The following is a 17,959-nucleotide window of genomic DNA, read 5'->3' as shown; positions in this document are numbered from 1 at the left end:
TATCGGCATTTTCGTATTTCTTGTCCTGTGTTGCGGGGCTCTATTCTGGGAGGGGCCCTCAGTCTGCTAGATCGAGCTATCCCCCTTTACCACGCAGCCCTCCGCCGCCCCTGCTGGTCACTAACCTCTCCACAAGCGCAAACATCCCAATGATTGCGACTGCTGCGAGGCCACCATGCGACCCCAAGCTGGTGAGAAAGTCCGACAGCAGGAAATTCATCGTAGAGACTGCTGCCAGTCCACCAGCTAGCGGCAGAGCCGGCCGCCCAAGCTGTTTTGCCAGCATCATGAAAACGGCATCGAACGACACCAGCAATCCGACTACCAATGCCACGCCGGGCACGCCCAGATACGCGGGATAGGCTAGCGCGAATCCGGTTGGAGCGGTGCTGGTACTGGTGACATCGCCGCCCGAATAGATCGATCCGTAAGCCTGATATACCAGTTGGGGCATATTGATCACCTCTCCACCCATCAGGCGTCGGCCAATTGGCAGTGCCATTAGACCTGGCGCGCCATGTTCGGCCACATAAAGATAATGCCAGGCTGCCGCTTGGATAGGCACGACAAGAGCTCGATAACCGATGCTGCCGATATAGGGCAAGATACGCTCGGTCATCGGGCCATATTGGATCGACAATGCGACGGTTGCTCCGTCCACTTGTGCAACGGCCAGATAGCGCTGTCGATCACGCAGGTCATCCGCCGACACCAGATTTTGCCAGGGGTCGGCGCCGCCCAGGCTCGCCACCATGACACGTGCGTCGCCCTTCGCATCGGAGGCGGCAGCGTCGGTGCGGCAAAGCAGCGCCAGCCGTCGGGAAAGGTCGGTTATCTGCTGCCTTGATAATCCTAGAGCTTCGTCGCGCTGGAGAGAGGCGACGAGATCCATGCTCCCGGCACAGGTGTTCAGGCGCACGGTACACATCGGAAAGTCGTACGCGACGCCATTGCCGCCCGAGGGCCTTTCCCTAGCCAATTCCACTATCACCAAACAGCTCACCAGAGCCACAGCCAGGCCACAGGCCGCCAAAGCACGGGAGCGAAGCGAATTGCTCCAGCCAAGCACTGCAGCAAAGGCTACGATGAAACTGGGCACCAAATTGCCCTTGGCGCCGCCGATCAGGACAAGGCCCGCTGCAATCACGATCAGCACGAGCCACATTGCACACCGAACCGGCCTGCGCTGCCGAACAGCCTGCATCATCTGCCACAATGCCAGCGCAACCACGATCGGTGCAGCCGTATTGACCAGCGCGCCATAGGAAGTGGTCGCCAACGTTGAATTGGCGAACTTGATCGTGAACTCACGCGCAAGCATCGTCATGGCTGGATCTGCCAGCATTGCAAACAGCGCCGTGCAGTCAAACGGCATCCGCGCTAGAAACAGTCCTGCTGCGGTGCCGAGCACGACGATGGGAATGACAAAGTGCCAAGGTGTGAATGTTGCCCCGCCTACGCCCCCATTCGTCACATCAAGTCGTGGGGAAACAAAAACCCAGCCAATCAGCAGGAGCGGCGTTAAATGAATGGCGGCATAGAATAGAACGACATTGGGCAAATCGGCCGCAAAAGCGCTTGCGAATACGACCGATGGCCACTGAAACAGAAGATTAAAGAGTCCGGCAAAAAGCAACGCCGGACGGACCAGCCGCCATGGATTAACCAAGACCTGCCGCAATGCCAAGACCGCAACGAGTAGACTTAGCAGCAGGGCCGAAAAAAACAGCGGGGTGAAGTCGGGCCAGCCCAGCGGCAGTGGATAGGCGATACTAGGAATCATGAAGCGACTGTTCACCTTGCGTGGGACGCATTGCCTAGCATGAACGCCCTTCCTAGTTCAGTTGAATTGATAGTCACGACTCGCCGTGGGCATTCAGGCTAAGTCGACCACCCATTTATCTACACATGCTTCGACAGGCCTTGCCGGGCCTGCGCTGCCCCTCCAGGTGCCGCCGCAGACTGGCACGCTAGCGCCAGCGCTGGATATCAAAGACACACTGAAGTATGAGACGGCAACGAAGTGAACTGGAAGCGTGTCTTGTTCAGAGCCGATGGCGCATTGGTCCATAGAATTCTAGCCCTTTGACAAAGTTGACCACCATTACCCGCCACTATTCGGACCTCGACAAGATTATCGACCGTTGACAGTCGATTTCCTCTTTACTGCGGCGCGTCATTGCGACGCCAGCGTGGAGTTATGCTGGTGCATATCCGACAATGACTAGTCCGCGCCAACATCCAAAATATCCGCCGTAGCCACATTCCCACCGCCTAAAGACGCGCTCGGCATTAATGGACACGACAAAACGCGGGTTGCAGGCACGCAACCGCTCCACTTATCCGTCCATTTAGACTTGTTAAGGAGCATTTACCAACAACTACCGCGCTGCCCTATGCTGATATGATCCAATCAGCAACACGCTTTCGCTGGCGTTCTGTAATGGGAATGACGCAACCACGTCCTTCGATCACCCGATTACCCTGTGCATCTTCAACCCAGGTGTCAACAAAGACCCGCTTGCTCTCGACGCTATGAACTAGTGCTACCGCAGTGTAAGGAGTATCGAGGAACACTGGGGCAAGAAACTTGACTTCTTGGCTGTCCCACAGCGTCCCCAAGCCCGGCAGATCCATCCCAAAAATACCCGAAAACTTAGCGAGTGAAATGAGCCCGTGAGCAATACGCTGTCCGAAAATACTACGACTCGCATATTCATCATCGAAGTGCACCGGATTATAGTCGCCGGATAGTTCTGCGAATTTCCTCAGGTCATCGTCGGTAATGACATAATGTACATCGATCCGATCACCGACAGCGACCTCATCAATAGTTTTCGAGGCACGCGGAGCGTGCGATTCTAATTCCGTCATGTATCTATCCTCTTGGCCGTCATTCCCCGCGATCAAGCACACGCCATGCTGGTATATTAGGTACCCAACAGCAATTCAGTTCCCCACACATCAATGGACCACCAGCCCCCTGCCCCCCGTTCCGTCCGGCTTATGGCAAGTTCGCCGTCGATCGCTTTATGAACTCAATCTTACTACCACGCATTTTGGAGCTGGCTGCGAAGGGTAGGGTTTACGGAGGACTAAGTTACCGGGGCGCCGGGCTCACCGCGCGTTGGTGCGGCGCAGTAGCTGAAAGTTAAAGAGAGTTCGGCTCTTACATGTACGCGTTCTCGATCAACCACTCCAGCGCGTCCAATGCAGCCGCGGCCAGCTGCTATATGCGCCCGTAGCCTAAGCAACGTGAGAGATCAACTGCGCCGACTTCTCAAAGATGCGGTAATCGCGGGATCGAGCGCTGGTCGGTAGCGGTCTCGCTCTAGCGGCTTGCTCCTACCACGATCTCGGGAGCGGGCGAGGAAGCCGCGGCTCACGTGTCCGAAAATCTGCTTTCCGATCACGACTTGCGCGGATCTGATAGTGAGCGCGACCACCAAGGGAGAAAACCACCGGTTGCCCTTCAGATTCGACGCCGAGGCGCGCTAACCTATGGACATCGGCAGGTAGCAATGGTTGCAATTTATCGCGCCCGGCGTCACCCAAGTAGGCGGCAGCCATTCTCCAGGTTGAAAACAAAAGAAAGATTTGGCGCACCCGACAGAATTCGAATCTGTGACCTCTGCCTTCGGAGGGCAGCGCTCTATCCAGCTGAGCTACGGGTGCATCCGTAAGGCGGGGGCGGGCCCCGGCTGAACAGGGCGCAAACTAACCAAAGCGGGTGATCCGCGCAACTGGCCTTGGCAGAAGTTTTCGCGGGTGTCGGGCGCCGTAGATACTCTCCCCGCCCGAGCCAGCCCGCTGAATCACGCTCGATGCTTGCCGTGCCGTCTCATCCGGGACCTTCCAAACCAACGACCTGTTCAGCGAGGTCACGCGAAACGCTGGCCGTACCGTCCTCTATGGGCACCCGATGCCTGCCAACCAAGACCCCTCTAAGTTGTTTTCGACACCCGCGATCGTGAAGGTGCGGTGTTGATACCCGTGATCTTTGCTTTCTCCTGGTCTTTCCCGACGAATCTGCCAGGCAGGCACGCCCCAGCGAGCCGCACTTCCGGGTCGAGCCGTCCAGCCAGATCACTCAACGCTTGCCGCGTCACGCTCGCTCCGCAAGCCCTCACCGGCGCCCCGCCCCAACTCAGCCTCTTCCGCATCGACTGCGTCGCCTGCAGCGCCTTCCTGCCGACAATCTGTCCCGCAGACCACGCTCCATGCCAGCGGCGCCACTCCGCTCCTAGTCCCGCGCCAGCACGATCAGCCGGTCGCCGACGCCGTAGGTGATGATTGCGGTTTTGGATGGATTGACGACGATGCCGTTGAGGCCGTCGGGCCCGCGGAGGCGGTGATAACCGATGGCGACTTCGCCACGGGCACGCGCGGCCTCGGTTACCGTATAGAAATTGACCGGCACGCCGGGGATCACATAGTCCTCGGTGGGGCGCATGTAGATTTCCGAGCCTTCCTCGTCGAGCAGGTCCTCGAAGATGGCTGCGAGGTTCTCATTCTCCGAGGCCTGGGCCAGCATCAGGCTGACCAGCTTGTTGCTGACGACGAAATCGTCGGCGCGCGTGACCTCGGCCAGTTCGCGATTGCGGACATCCACCATCTCGCTGACCACCTTGACATGCACGCCAGCAGCTTCGGCGATCTTACGCAGATGCAGCAGGGTCACCAGCGTGCGGGTGTCGGTGGGCTGGGCGCCGAGAAGGTCGGAATAGCCAAGCACCAGCACATGGTCATAGGCGGGGATGTCGAGCGCTTCGAGATCGCTGCGGCTGGTGGTGTCGATGCGGCCATATTCCACCGTCAGATTGCTGCTGGCGATGGCGAGGCCAGCCACGGCGGCGTCGAGATCGGGGGTGTCGGCGGCGATGGTCAGCACCGAGCCGGGGGCGACATAGCGGCTGAGCTCGTAGGCGATGATCGGCGCGCGGCGGTTCCAGCCGAGCAGCAGGACGCGCTCGGGCGTCGGGCTGCGCGGCCGCGGCGCGCTGATCGCGTCCAGGTCCATGCTGATGCCCGCGGTGACGATGCGGATGGCCGCGTCGTCCTCGGCGATGATGATGGCTTTGCAGCCCTCCTCGATCAGGGTCTCCATCGGCGGGTTGAGGACTACCTGCCCGTCTGGCGAGACCAGGCCGATCAGCGTCGAGCTTTCATAGGCCATCAGGGCGTCGCCGAAGGTGTTGCCCGTGAGGCCGGGTTGCGCGGTGGTATAGATTTCGCAGCCGTCGAAATCCAGCAGCTCGGAATAGACCGCCGAGAGACCTGACTGGCGGCTCGAATGAACGACGATGCGGGCGATGAGATCGTCGGCCAACACCAGTTGCGCCTCGGCGCCGCCGACCACGCGGGCGACCTCGGCGCTGGCCGCGTCACGGATCTCGGCGGCAATGCGATAGGGCGCGGCGCGGCGGCGCGGATCGTTGACCAGCGCGAGGATGGTCTTGATCACCTGGCTGTCGGCGTCGGTCGCCGGGCCGCCCTCATGCTCGGGCGATAGCACGATGATGGAACGCGCCTGCTGTGGCGAGACCAGGGAGAGATCGTAGAGGTCGGTCGGGTCGCCGCTGCGGCAAATAACGCGGGTATTGCCCAGTTGGCGCACCTTGGCGGCAATTTCGTCTTCCATCGCCACCTTGTCACGGTCGGCCATGACCACGATGCGCGGGCGACGCCGGCTTTTGTTGGCCACCACCAGTTCAGCGATGATGTCGAAAATGGACGGACTCCAGTTGAGGATGATGGTGTGGTCTTCTTCCAGCACTGTGCTGCGCCCCTTGCGCAGCTCATCGAGCTTGGCTTCGATGCCGGACGAGAGCACGCCGATCAGCGTCGAGACGATGAAGATGCCGCCAATGGTCACTGCCAGCATGACAATGCGGAAGGCCCAACCGGCATCGCCGCCCATGGTCCCGGCATCGAGCGTGCGCATCAGCGAGGCCCACATGGCCTCGACGAAGCCGAGTGCCTCCCCACCCTCCGGGGTGATCCGCAACAGCGCAATCACCGCACCGGCGAAAATGATCACGATCAGCGACAGGACCGCCAACCAGCCGATCAGCGCGATCGGCCCGGCCGACATGGATTTGTCGAACTCATAGCGCAGGCGTTCGCCCCAGGAATGTCGCTGGTTCATTGGGTTCCCCGGCCCGTCCCCAGGGCCCTTTGGGCGCGATTGTTAGCCGAGCGCAGGGCGAAGGCAACGCAGAATCGGCGCGGCCCACAGGCGACGCCATGCAATTGCCATCAAGTTGCCCCGATTGCACCCTATCGCGCAGAACAGCGAAATCGGCTAGAGTGGCTGCATGAACACGACAATGACGACGGGCAGGACCGGGGCGGCACTTGGCGCAGCGGTCATGCTGGCTCTGGTGGTTTCAGGCTGCTCGTTGAGCTCGCTCAAGCCCGCGCCTGGCCCGGCCACCGCGGCCCTCGCCAATTTCGCAGCGCCCTCGACCCCGGCGGGGCACGTGCCCGATGCCACGGCGGTTCCTGCTGCGCCCTCGGCGCTCGGATATGCCGATAGCTCGCTCGATGGGCTCATCGCCCACTATTCCCAGCAATACAATGTGCCGGAAAGCCTGGTGCGCCGCGTCATCGTGCGCGAGAGCAACTATAATGCCGCTGCCCGCAACGGACCCTATTATGGCTTGATGCAGATCAGCCACGCCACGGCGAGCGGCATGGGTTACCAGGGCACACCCACGGGCCTGCTCGATGCGGAAACCAACCTGCGCTACGCCGTCCGTTATCTCGCGGGTGCCTACATGACCGCCAAGGGCAATCCGGACCAGGCGGTACGTTTTTATGCGCGCGGCTATTATTACGACGCCAAGCGGGCCGGCCTGCTCGAGGCGGCGGGCCTGCGCTAGTTAAGCCGCCCGCCGCATTGGCGACGGGCGCACTCAACAGAACTTACTTCAGGCGCAGCTTGATCTTGCCGGCATCGTAGGCCGACTTGCAGTCGGTCGCATCATGCATGATGTCGTCCTGGATCAGCGCCGTCGCGGTCATGCCCGAGCCGGTGAAGCGCATGTCATCGCATTCGCCGTCGTTGGAGTATTCGCCATTGTCGTCGCCGAAATCGACGGTGCCATCATCGCCAACGCCACGCAGGGTCAGCTGACCCGCATCGAAAGCGGCCTTGCAGTCGGTGGCGTCATGCAGCACGTCGTCGCTCAGCAGCGCGGTCGCGGTCATGCCGGCGCCTTCAAAGCGCGGATCGTCGCATTCCCCATCATTGGAATATTCGCCGGCGTCGTCGCCGAAGCCGACATTCTGAGCGGCAAAAGCGGGTTGGCCCGCGAGCAGCATGAGGGTGAGCAGTCCGCATACGACAGCTTTGGTCATTTTCGACGTCGCCTTTTTCTGAAATTCCAACGGTCAGCTCGGCGCGTTAGGGCGCGCCAAGCGGCTCCAGACAAGGCCTTTTGCCGGCGATTTTGTCAACTGGTGAAGGCGACGGGAGACCTAGGACGATGCGGCGGTGCGTCCAGCCAGCAACCGCGAAACCTGCGCCGCCAGGTCCGATTGCTGATAGGGCTTGGCGAGGCGCGGCAGGTCGGTGGTGGTGCCACTGGGCAAGTCGGCATAGCCGGTAGCCAGCAGGATCGGCAGGTCCGGATGCAATTCGCGCGCGCGGTTGGCCAGTTCCACGCCGGTCATGCCAGGCATGGCATAGTCAGTGATCAAGGCGTCGATCTGGCGCCCACTGCCGAGAATTTCTAGCGCCTCCTTACCGGAATAGGCCTCGAGCGCGGTGTGGCCCAGATCCTGCACCATGTCGACAGTGCTCATATTGATGAGCGCATCGTCGTCCACGACCAGGATCACCGAGGCGGCGGGAGTAATGGCTTGTTCGGGTTCCATTTCCTGAACTTCCCTGACGGGTGCGGACGAGATCGGCAGCCATAAGTCGGCGCGCGTTCCCTCACCCAATTGACTGTTGAGCTGCAGTGCGCCGCCCAGCTGAACCGCAAGCCCGTGCACCATGGACAGCCCAAGGCCTGTCCCCTTGCCAAGTTCCTTAGTCGAGAAAAATGGCTCAATTGCGCTCTTGAGCGTCTCCGCATCCATTCCTGTGCCCGTATCGGCAACGGATAGGCGCAGGTATCGGCCTGGCGACAGGACGCCTGGCGGCGCCTCGTATTGACCGAGCGAGAAGGACAGCCGCCCACCATCGGGCATGGCGTCGCGCGCGTTGACGGCGAGGTTGAGAATGGCCAGTTCGAGCTGGTTGGCGTCGACCCTGGCGGGAGGCAGGTCGGGGGCGAGGTCATATTCGACGGCGATCAGCGGCCCGATCGAGCGCTCCATCAATCCCCGCATGCCTTCCAGCAGTTGGCTGAGGTCTGTAGGCTCGGGCTTAAGGTCCTGCCGCCGCGCAAAGGCCAGTAGGCGCGACGTCAACGACGCGCCCCGTTGAGCGCCCTGCAGCGCGCCATCGATGAAGCGGCGGATCTGCGGATCGTCGGGCAGGCGCTTGCGCAGCAGCTCAAGATTGCCCTGGATGGCGGCGAGCAGGTTATTGAAGTCATGCGCCACCCCGCCGGTTAGCTGGCCGATGGTTTCCATCTTCTGGGCCTGCCGCAATTGTTCCTCGGCGCGGCGACGCTCCGTCATTTCTCGGAAGAATGCTGCGCCACCGACGATCTCGCCGTCGCCGCCACGCAGCGGGGCGTGCTGGCTTTCCAGCACCACTTGGCCACTGGCCAGCGTAGTCAGTTCGATCTCCTCGATGGGCCCCGAAATCCCGGCTAGCGCATCGCGCAGGCGGTGTTCGATGACCTCCGCCTGGCCATCGCCGATGATGCGTGCCAGCGATCGACCGATCACGGCCGGGGCCGGCAGGCCGAAAATGCGCTCCATGACAGGGTTCCAGATGGTCACCCGGAGTTCGCTGTCGTAAGCCACGATGCCGGCCGGCACGCTGGTCAGCAACAGGCCGGACAGCGCGCGTTCGCCGCGCAAAGCCTGCTGGGTGCGTTGCCGTTCGGCAGCCACCGCTTCGAGCAGCTTTTCACGTTCGGCCTCGACCGCCTTGCGGGCGGTGATATCGGAGATCACGCCCACCAGTGTCTTCGGCCGGCCCAAGCGATCGACCAGCACGCGGGCGCGCGCATCGACCCAATGCTCGGAGCCATCGGGCCAGTGCACCCGATATTCAAGCACCAGGTCGGCGCCTTTCATGGCGTCGTCAAAGGCGCGCTGCACCCGCCGCTGGTCGGATAGTACAACGGCTTCGATCATATCGGCGAAGAGCAGCGTCTCATCCGGACGCCGCCCAAAACAGGCCTTGAGCTGGTCCGAACCATCAAGCGTCAACTCGACAAGGTCGAGTTCCCACGAGCCCATGCGTCCAGCTAGCAGCGCCGTCTGCAGCCGTTGCTCGCCCTCGCGCATATGCTCGAGATTGCGCCGCGCCTCATATTGGCGCCGCCTGCCGCGCAGGGCGTTTTCCACGGCATTCAGCAACGCCGAGGGGTGGAATGGCCGTTCCAGAACGATGACGTTACCGAGCACAGCCTGCAATTGCAGGATCAGCTGGCTCTGATCAGCACCGCCGCCGCGCTGGCTGAGGATCACGAACGGAAAGTCCGACCAGGGAGGCTGCTGCTCGATCCAGCTCCGCAGGCCGGTCAGGTCGGCATATTGCAGCGCCTCGCCGGTGATGATGGCGAGGCCGGCACCCGCTTCAAGCCCATCGATCAGCTGACCGATTGTGTCGACCACGTCGGCCTGCCGCCCGACGCCAGCCAGCAACGAGGCGGCAACCAGGCCGTCCCGCCCCTTCGGCGCGAGGATCAGAGCGCGTTCCGAATTGATCACACCCGATCGTCTCCAACGACAGGGCCGAAGCGCGCATCCGCTTCGGACTCCAGCAGAGGACTGCTCGAGCCTGTATAGGTGGGAACGCCGCGCAATACACCCTGGAAATCTTCCAGCGGCTTACCGATGGAAATGCCGGTGCGTCCGATGCGATATTCGCGAATGGTGTCCTCGTGGCTGCCCGAACGCTTCTTGATCACCGAGATGGCGCGGCGCACCCGGCCGGCCGCCTCGAAATAGCGGAGCAGGACCACTGTGTCCGCCAGGTAAGTGATATCCACGGGCGACTTCATATCCCCGACCAGCCCATGCTGAGCGACTGTCACGAAGGTCGTGGCGCCCTGGCGGTTAAGATATTGCAGCAGTTCATGCATGTGCAGCAACAGCGCCTGCTCTTCCGGCATGGCCGCCTGGTAGCCGTTGAGGCTGTCGATAACGACGGTCTTGACCTGCGCCGCGTCGACCTTTCGCCGCACACGATGGGCGAATTCGCCGGGCGACAGTTCGGCCGCATCCAATTGCTCGATCAGCAGGTTGCCGCCATCCTGCAGCGCCTCCAGGTCGATGCCCATGGCCTTGGCGCGGGTGAAAAGCAGGCCCAGTTCCTCATCGAAAATGAACAGGGCGGCCTTCTCGCCGCGCTCCACCGCCGCCCGCGCAAAGTGCAGCGTCAACAGCGACTTGCCGGAGCCCGCCGGCCCGAGCACCAACGCACTGGAGCCGCGCTCCAAACCGCCTCCGAGCAGGGCATCGAGCTCGACTATGTTGCTCGTGAGCGCCGAGCGATCGAACTTGGTGCGATGCTCGCTGGCCACCAGCCGTGGAAACACGTCGACGCCGCCGCGCTTGATGGTAAAATCGTGATAGCCGCCGCGATAGGCTTGGCCGCGATACTTGATCACCCGCAGGCGGCGACGTTCCGCGCCATAGGTCGGCGCTAGCTCCTCGAGGCGCATCACGCCATGCGCGACCGAATGAACCGTCTTGTCATTGGCGTCGCTGGTGAGGTCGTCGAGCATGAGCACAGTTGCGCCATTGCGGGCGAAATAGTGCTTGAGCAATAAGATCTGCCGCCGATAGCGGAGCGAGCTCTGGGCCAGAAGCCGGATTTCGGACAAGCTGTCGAGCACGATCCGGTCGGGCTTTATCCGCTCTACCGCCTCGAACATCGCCTTGGTCGCCTCGCCCAGCTCAAGATCAGACGAGTAGAGCAGCGATTGCTGCTGCTCGCTGTCGAGCAGGCTTTCGGGCGGCGCCAGTTCGAAAATGTTGAACTTGGCGTCGATTTCCCAATCATGCGAATTGGCGGTCAGCCGCAGTTCTTCCTCGGTTTCCGACAGGGTGACATAGAGCCCCTTTTCGCCGCAGGCGTGGCCTTCGAGCAGGAATTGCAGGGCGATCGTCGTCTTGCCGGTACCGGGGCTGCCCTCGAGCAGGTAGAGGTGTCCGCGAGCCAATCCACCCACGAGGATATTGTCTAGGCCGGCAACGCCGAGCCTGGCTTTATTGTCTTCAGCTATGTCGGACATGACGCTTTCTACCGATTCTCTCAAAGTGGGGCCTTTCCGCCCCAATTCTCGCCAACGCGTGATTGACGATGCTGGTTCCCCTTCGCACAGGCCTTTTTGCTGCGGCAAAACTCCCCTAAAGTCACGCCTCGCATCCAATGGAATCGGTTTCATGCATCTGCTGCTCGTCGACGGCTCGGGCTATATTTTCCGCGCCTTCCATGCCCTGCCCCCGCTCAATCGCAAGTCGGATGGCCTGCCCGTGGGCTGTGTCCAGGGCTTCTGCAACATGCTGTGGAAGCTGATGGAGGATCTCAAGGGCGAGGATGAGCCGACCCACATGGCCGTCATCTTCGACGCCAAGGGCAAGACCTTCCGCGACGATTTCTTCGCCGAGTACAAGGCGCAGCGTCCGCCGGCGCCGCCCGAACTGGTGCCGCAATTTCCGCTCACCCGCGCCGCCACCCGCGCCTACAATATCCCCTCCATCGAAATGGAGGGCTGGGAGGCCGACGACATCATCGCCACTTATGCCGCCATGGCCCGCAAGGCCGGTGGCAAGGCGACCATTGTCTCCTCCGACAAGGACCTTATGCAGATGGTGCAGCCGGATGGCTCGATCCGCCTGCTCGATACCATCCCCCGCCCCGGGCAACCGCCGCTGCGCTGGATCGGCGTCGACGAGGTGTTCAACAAGTTCGGCGTTACGCCCGACAAGGTCATCGACGTGCAGGCTTTGTGCGGCGACAGCGTCGACAACGTGCCGGGCGTCCCCGGCATCGGCGTCAAGACGGCGGCCGAGCTGATCAACCAGTACGGCAATATCGAAAACCTGCTCGAGCATGCCGGCGAGATCAAGCAAAATGCCCGGCGCGAAAAGCTCATCGCCAATGCCGACCTGGCGCGCATTTCCAAGCGCCTCGTAACCCTCGCGCAGGACGTGCCGGTCGAGCTCGACCTCGGGGCACTGGCCCGCCAGCCGATCGAGCCGGGCAAGCTCTTCCCCTTCCTCAAGGCGATGGAGTTCGCCACCATCACCAAGCGCCTCGCCAACCTGATCGGCGCCGACCCGGATGCCTGGGCACCCGATCCGGAACTGGCCGTGGCGCCCGTCGCCCCCGTCGGCTTCAACAACGAAGCCCGCGCCGAAGCCCGTGCCGCGCGCCAGGAGGCCGAGGGCCGTGCCGGTTCACCGGTGGTGCTGCATGCCGCCGCCATGCATGAGGCCACCAAGGCCATCCCGTGGACGCCCGAGCGCTACGAAATCATCCGCGACGCCGAGCATCTGCAGCGCTGGATCGACGCCGCCTATCGCGAAGGCCTTGTCGCCACCGATGCAGAGAGCACCGGGCTCGACAATCAGACCGCCGATCTCGTCGGCCTCTCCTTCGCCACCCAGCCCGGCAATGGCGCCTACCTGCCGCTCGGGCACACCGAGGGCGAAGGCGACATTTTTGGCGGCGGTAAGGTCGAAGGGCAGATGGATATCCGTCTGGCGCTCGACATGCTGCGGCCGCTGTTTGCCGACAAGTCGATCCTCAAGATCTTCCACAATGCCAAATACGACCTGGGCCTGCTCGCTCGCTACGACATCACGGTCAACAGCTACGACGACACCCTGCTGCTGAGCTATTCGCTCGATGGCCCGCAGTTCAACACCATGAGTGAACTGGCCGATCACTGGCTGGGCGTGCCCGGCCAGTCGATCAAGGACCTGATCGGCACGGGCAAGGGCCAGAAGACCTTCGCCCAGGTGCCCATCGACGCCGCCGCGCGCTATGCGGCCGAAGACAGCGACATGACCTTGCGCCTGTGGCGCATCCTCAAGCCCCGCCTCGCCGCCGAGGGCATGACCGTGCTCTACGAAACCATCGAGCGCCCCCTGGCGCCAGTTCTCGCCCGCATGGAAGGCCGCGGCATTTCCGTCGACCGGCAAATCCTCGCCCGCCTCTCGGGCGATTTCGCCCAGCGCGCCGCCGCCCTCGAAGCCGAGGCCTACGAGTTGGCCGGCTCCAATTTCAACCTCGGCTCGCCCAAGCAGCTCGGGGAAATCCTGTTCGATCGCATGGGCCTCGAAGGCGGCACCAAGACCAAGACCGGCGCCTGGTCCACCGGCGCCGATGTGCTCGAAGACCTCGCCCTCAAAGGCGTGCCGCTGGCCCGCACCATCGTCGACTGGCGCCAGCTCACCAAGCTCATCGGCACCTATACCAATGCCCTGCCCGAATACATGAACGCCCGCACCGGCCGCGTGCACACCACCTATAGCCAGCACTCGGTGCTGACAGGGCGTCTCAGCTCCAACGATCCCAACCTGCAGAACATCCCGGTCCGTACCGAAGACGGCCGCAAGATCCGCACCGCCTTCGTTGCTGCCCCGGGCAAGATCCTGATCTCGGCCGACTACAGCCAGATCGAGCTGCGCGTCCTCGCCCATATCGCCGATATCCAGGCGCTCAAGGATGCGTTCGAGGAAGGCCTCGACATTCACGCCATGACCGCGTCGGAAATGTTCGGTGTGCCCGTCGAGGGCATGCCATCCGATGTGCGCCGCCGCGCCAAGGCGATCAATTTCGGCATCATCTACGGCATTTCCGCCTTCGGCCTCGCCAACCAGCTCGGCATCGAACGCGGCGTGGCCGGCGACTATATCAAGACCTATTTCGAGCGCTTCCCCGGCATCAAGGACTATATGGACGAGCAGCGCCGCCGGGTGAAGGTCGATGGCTATGTCACCACCATTTTCGGCCGCAAGATCAACTTCCCCAATGCCAATTCCAGCCACGCCGCCGAACGCAGCTTTGTCGAGCGCGCCTCGATCAACGCGCCAATTCAAGGCTCCGCCGCCGACATCATCCGCCGCGCCATGATCCGCATGGAGCCGGAACTGAAGAAGGCCGGCATCGAGGCCGACATGCTGCTGCAAGTGCATGACGAACTGATCTTCGAAGTGCCCGAGGGCACCGAGAACGACGCCATGCCCGCCATCAAGCGCGTCATGGAAGGCGCCGCGGAGCCCGCCGTTCGGCTCAGCGTGCCGATCCAGGTCGATGCCCATGCCGCGCATAATTGGGACGAGGCGCACTAGCGGGACCACCGCCCCGCCCCCACACCACAGATCGTCACCCTCGGGATTGACCCGAGGGCCCTCCACTTGACGATCTCGTCCCATAAATCAGCCCATTCAGGATTGCGCTCCTCAATCAGGGCCTCCTTCCACTGCCGATACCACCGCTTCAGCGTTTTCTCGCGTTGGATAGCGGTGACGATGTCTTCGCTCGCGTCGAAATACACCAGCCGCTTGATGTTGTTGGTCTTGGTGTAGCCATCGGCGAGACCTTCACGATGCTCATACACCCGGCGAACAAGGTCATTGGTCACGCCCACATAAGTGCGCCCCCGTCGCATGTCCGCAAGGATGTAGACAAATCCGCCCATGCCCCATCATCGAAAGTACAGAGCCCTCGGGTCAAGCCCGAGGGTGACGATCTGTGGTGAGCTAAAATGGTGCCCCCACCCACCGCGCGTCACCCTCGGGCTTGACCCGAGGGCTCTACACTTGCTGAACTCCGGCATGACCGAAGAAATCCCCCTCACCGGCGGCGGCCGCAATGCCGTTTCCCGCATCGGCGATGTCGTCCACCGCCAAACCGGCCCCTGGGCCAGTTCCATCCACGCCCTGCTCCGTCATCTCGAAGCCGAAGGCTTCACCGGCGCGCCACGCGTCATCGGCACCGGCTTTGACACCGAAGGCCGCGAAACGCTGAGCTTCGTCCACGGCGTCTCACTCCATCCCGGCCCCTGGCCCGATGAGGCGATGTTCAACCTCGGCAAAATGCTCGCCGATTTCCACCGCGCCAGCGCCAGCTTCGTGCCACCTGATGGCGCCGTCTGGCGCGACTGGTTCGGCCGCGATCTCGGCAGCGGACCGCGCATTATCGGCCATGGCGACCTGGGCGACTGGAACATCATCGCCCACAATCACCAGCCCGTCGGCTTCATCGATTGGGAACAGGCCGGCCCGGTCGACCCGTTGGTCGAGTTGGCCCAGCTCTGCTGGCTCAACGCCCATCTCTTCGACGATGACCTGCAACTCCGCCTCGGCCTGCCGCCCCTCGCCGCCCGCGCCCGAAAACTCCGCGCCATCGTCGACGGCTACGGCCTCGCGGCGGAGGGGCGCGCGCGCCTCGTTCCAACAATGATCGAACTGGCCATAGCCGACGCGGCCAACGAAGCGGTGGAAGTGGGGCTTACGCCGGACAGCACCGGGCCGGTCGAAGCTCTATGGGCGATGGCGTGGCGAGCACGGAGTGCTGCGTGGATGGGGCGGCATAGGGGAGTGTTGGAGGCGGCGTTGGTTTAGCGCATCTTCTCACGGAGAAGACAGAACGGACGAGTTGCCTAGCTAACTGGCCCAACGCCCAAGCTTGCATCCAGCTTAGCCTGATCGAACTCACGGCGGAGTAGGATTGGTCTAGCGGCTCGCACACCTCGGCCATACGCTAGGAATTCAAACCGCCCGAGATTTGGGATGAGCCGGGAGTGTTGATTACTATAGACGCTGTCGAGAAAATTGAGGCTGGTTTGATCCACTAAAGCATGTGTCAAGAACGTGTTGCACTGGGAGAGAACGGTTTTGCTAACGAGCGCCGTTCGTTGCGAGATGACCAGCAAACCAACTTGGAATTTTCGTCCTTGAAGAGCAATCTGGCCGATTCTGCCTACTACCCATTGTGTCTCGAAGTCGAAGCCGGCCCCTCCTGTCTCTGGGATAATTGTGTGAGCCTCTTCTAAAACAATCAGGACCTGCTTCTGACCCTTGTTCAATTTTGCCCACGCCATAATGGCAGACAAATACAGTTCCGTTATGCGTAGCGTGGCCCTTGTGCTCGTGATCTCGCCAAGCTCAAAAATAGCCAAACCGTTCTGTTCGTGCGTTAGGAAGTTTGCGATTTCCGCCGTGGTGGTCTCGCGCAGCTCATCGACGGCCTGGTCTAGAGCCTTTTTCTCCTTCTCTGCCTTGAAGGCACCGTAGTCCACTGCCCGCATCAGGTTTTCTATGGCAGCAGTTTGCTCGACGGTCGGACCGGGGTACGACGGATTCAGATCAGCTAATCTGCCGCGGTATTGACCAGTAAAATCTACGCAGAAGACTTTAACATCTTTCGCTAGCGCTTCGCGTACGATGTCCAGGGCCAGCTCTGTCTTCCCAGTACCGGTGACGCCAAGTATCGCAGTATGGTAATTAACCAACTCGTCGATCTTGGCAGCGACAAGTATGTCGGTGTTCGGCACGGAGGCCAGAGGAAACTCTCGATCGCCAAACGTCGCAGCAGGTATGGCCAAAAGCGGAGCGGTGAAGACTGGCGTGTTCATGGCTGGGAGCCAACTGTACTTCTCGAAACCACCGGCCGGTGTGTAAGAGCCAATTTGGCTCGCAACGACGATGTGGGTGCCTCGAGGATTCTGCTCGAAATTTTCCTCAGACGTTTCAGCGTCCAGTATCTGGTAAAATATCGTGCGGCCTGCAATTTGTACGAACATTACGCCGCCCTGAGACAACGCGGTTTCTGTCGCAACCTCAAAACGTATTGTACCGATGGACGAATTCTCTACCACAAAACCAACTAGAGTTGCGCCAGCCATGCCGCTATGTTGCTCAATGAATTTTGCGGTCTTTTCTTCATCGTGAGTTGAAACCACGCTCCTGGGATTGATTGGCAGCGGCTCTTGCGGTGTGCCCACGCATAGACCAGTACCCAACATCTCGCTGCCTCTCGACTGATAGAACAGTGCAACGACATACCGTTGGCTTCCATCCGCCATAGAGACCGCATGTAGACGGTTGGAGCGCCACGTATTAGTCGACGCGAGTTGAACTCGAACAATATTCGGGTCGTCAATTCTGGCCAACGTTCCTACGACCGTTCCGAGGGAAGACTTGGTTTCGAGCGCAAATGATTTCCAAATGCTTTGCAGCCGCTCGAACGGTTTGCCGATGACATAAACGGTCCAGATTATTAGCAGCCAACAGACTAGATCGTACCTTGGTTGGTACGCAGCCAGGATACTGATGACCACAGGGGGAGTTATCAGCAGCTCACCCTGTCCGAAAGCCGCTGTCAGCCGCGACGCGGCGGACCCCAGCGCGTTGGTCTCGCCCTTTGTAACGGAAAACAGCGCAACTAGTGCGGCGGACATCACCAGCAGCGAAAAGACAATTGCAGCCACGCTCATCGCCTGCAGCTCTTGCTTGAACCCTGGGACGGACGTCAGGTCCATCGTCAACAGAAGAATGAGTGTTGCCACAGTCGTTACGATGGCGTCGCGCGGGGGGACAAACCACGGCGCGGATAGCAGTGTAAGGAACCACAAAGATAGCGCGGATATGAACCAAATGCTCTCGAGTCCGCCCGTTATCATCCACTGTCCGGAGATGCCTCCAAAAATTGCGTAGGCAGACAACGCGTTGAGGAAGAGAATAAGAGTTCGTTCTCGTAATGAAGTATTCTTAGTCATCTTTGCACCCTATACGCACGGAGCACCTAGACCAACGGCATAAGGCGATACCAACCACAGAATAGCCACGCAGCCTATCGCCCATCCGGTGC

General features: G+C 61.3%; 9 protein-coding genes, 1 tRNA gene and 2 pseudogenes. 3 read left to right on the top strand and 9 right to left on the bottom strand.

Going from position 1 to position 17,959, the window contains the following annotated elements:
* Positions 1–76 precede the first annotated feature (76 nt).
* The 4 genes from MF606_RS01625 to MF606_RS01610 all read right to left on the bottom strand — a co-directional run bounded on the left by MF606_RS01625 (position 77) and on the right by MF606_RS01610 (position 6,148).
* On the bottom strand, positions 77–1,783 hold the full coding sequence (locus MF606_RS01625) for a hypothetical protein (RefSeq protein WP_240231772.1): 1,707 nt from the start codon (positions 1,781–1,783) through the stop codon (positions 77–79).
* Between the two features lie 611 nt (positions 1,784–2,394).
* Positions 2,395–2,874 carry a MaoC family dehydratase gene (locus tag MF606_RS01620; RefSeq protein ID WP_240231771.1) on the bottom strand — a complete coding sequence of 160 codons (480 nt, stop codon included), beginning with the start codon at positions 2,872–2,874 and terminating at the stop codon, positions 2,395–2,397.
* 724 nt (positions 2,875–3,598) lie between these two features.
* Positions 3,599–3,675 (bottom strand) — tRNA-Arg (locus tag MF606_RS01615).
* Positions 3,676–4,243: 568 nt separating this feature from the next.
* Entirely contained in the window at positions 4,244–6,148 is a 1,905-nt protein-coding gene (locus MF606_RS01610) for a CASTOR/POLLUX-related putative ion channel (protein WP_240231770.1), read from the bottom strand.
* Positions 6,149–6,536: 388 nt separating this feature from the next.
* Between MF606_RS01610 and MF606_RS01605 the strand changes: the two are divergent.
* Positions 6,537–6,884: pseudogene (locus tag MF606_RS01605) on the top strand (transglycosylase SLT domain-containing protein); the annotation flags it as partial.
* Between the two features lie 43 nt (positions 6,885–6,927).
* Here MF606_RS01605 and MF606_RS01600 read toward each other — a convergent pair.
* The 3 genes from MF606_RS01600 to MF606_RS01590 form a co-directional block, all read right to left on the bottom strand.
* The gene (locus MF606_RS01600) at positions 6,928–7,362 is read right to left on the bottom strand and encodes a hypothetical protein (protein WP_240231768.1); all 435 of its coding nucleotides are present in this window, start codon (positions 7,360–7,362) and stop codon (positions 6,928–6,930) included.
* Positions 7,363–7,482: 120 nt separating this feature from the next.
* Positions 7,483–9,840, bottom strand: a complete 2,358-nt coding sequence (locus tag MF606_RS01595; RefSeq protein WP_240231767.1) for a hybrid sensor histidine kinase/response regulator — start codon at positions 9,838–9,840, stop codon at positions 7,483–7,485.
* The gene (locus MF606_RS01590) at positions 9,837–11,369 is read right to left on the bottom strand and encodes an ATPase domain-containing protein (RefSeq protein ID WP_240231766.1); all 1,533 of its coding nucleotides are present in this window, start codon (positions 11,367–11,369) and stop codon (positions 9,837–9,839) included. The genes MF606_RS01595 and MF606_RS01590 overlap by 4 nt, the downstream gene beginning before the upstream one ends.
* 151 nt (positions 11,370–11,520) lie before the next feature.
* Between MF606_RS01590 and polA the strand changes: the two genes are divergently transcribed.
* Complete coding sequence (gene polA / locus MF606_RS01585) at positions 11,521–14,436, top strand: DNA polymerase I (protein ID WP_240231764.1); 2,916 nt, start codon at positions 11,521–11,523, stop codon at positions 14,434–14,436.
* Between the two features lie 65 nt (positions 14,437–14,501).
* On the opposite strand, the pseudogene MF606_RS01580 reads toward polA, so the two are convergent.
* Positions 14,502–14,786: pseudogene (locus MF606_RS01580) on the bottom strand (GIY-YIG nuclease family protein); the annotation flags it as partial.
* A gap of 136 nt (positions 14,787–14,922) precedes the next feature.
* Between MF606_RS01580 and MF606_RS01575 the strand changes: the two are divergent.
* Positions 14,923–15,711 (top strand): aminoglycoside phosphotransferase family protein, encoded by a 789-nt coding sequence (locus MF606_RS01575; protein WP_240231762.1) that lies wholly within the window; start codon positions 14,923–14,925, stop codon positions 15,709–15,711.
* 38 nt (positions 15,712–15,749) lie between these two features.
* On the opposite strand, the gene MF606_RS01570 is transcribed toward MF606_RS01575, so the two are convergent.
* Entirely contained in the window at positions 15,750–17,867 is a 2,118-nt protein-coding gene (locus MF606_RS01570; protein ID WP_240231760.1) for an ATP-binding protein, read from the bottom strand.
* Positions 17,868–17,959 lie beyond the last annotated feature (92 nt).

The sequence above is a fragment of the Devosia lacusdianchii genome (genome assembly GCF_022429625.1).
Taxonomy (GTDB): Bacteria; Pseudomonadota; Alphaproteobacteria; order Rhizobiales; family Devosiaceae; genus Devosia; species Devosia lacusdianchii.
Note: the sequence above shows the minus strand (reverse complement) of the source record. Positions and strands in the feature narration are given on the sequence as shown.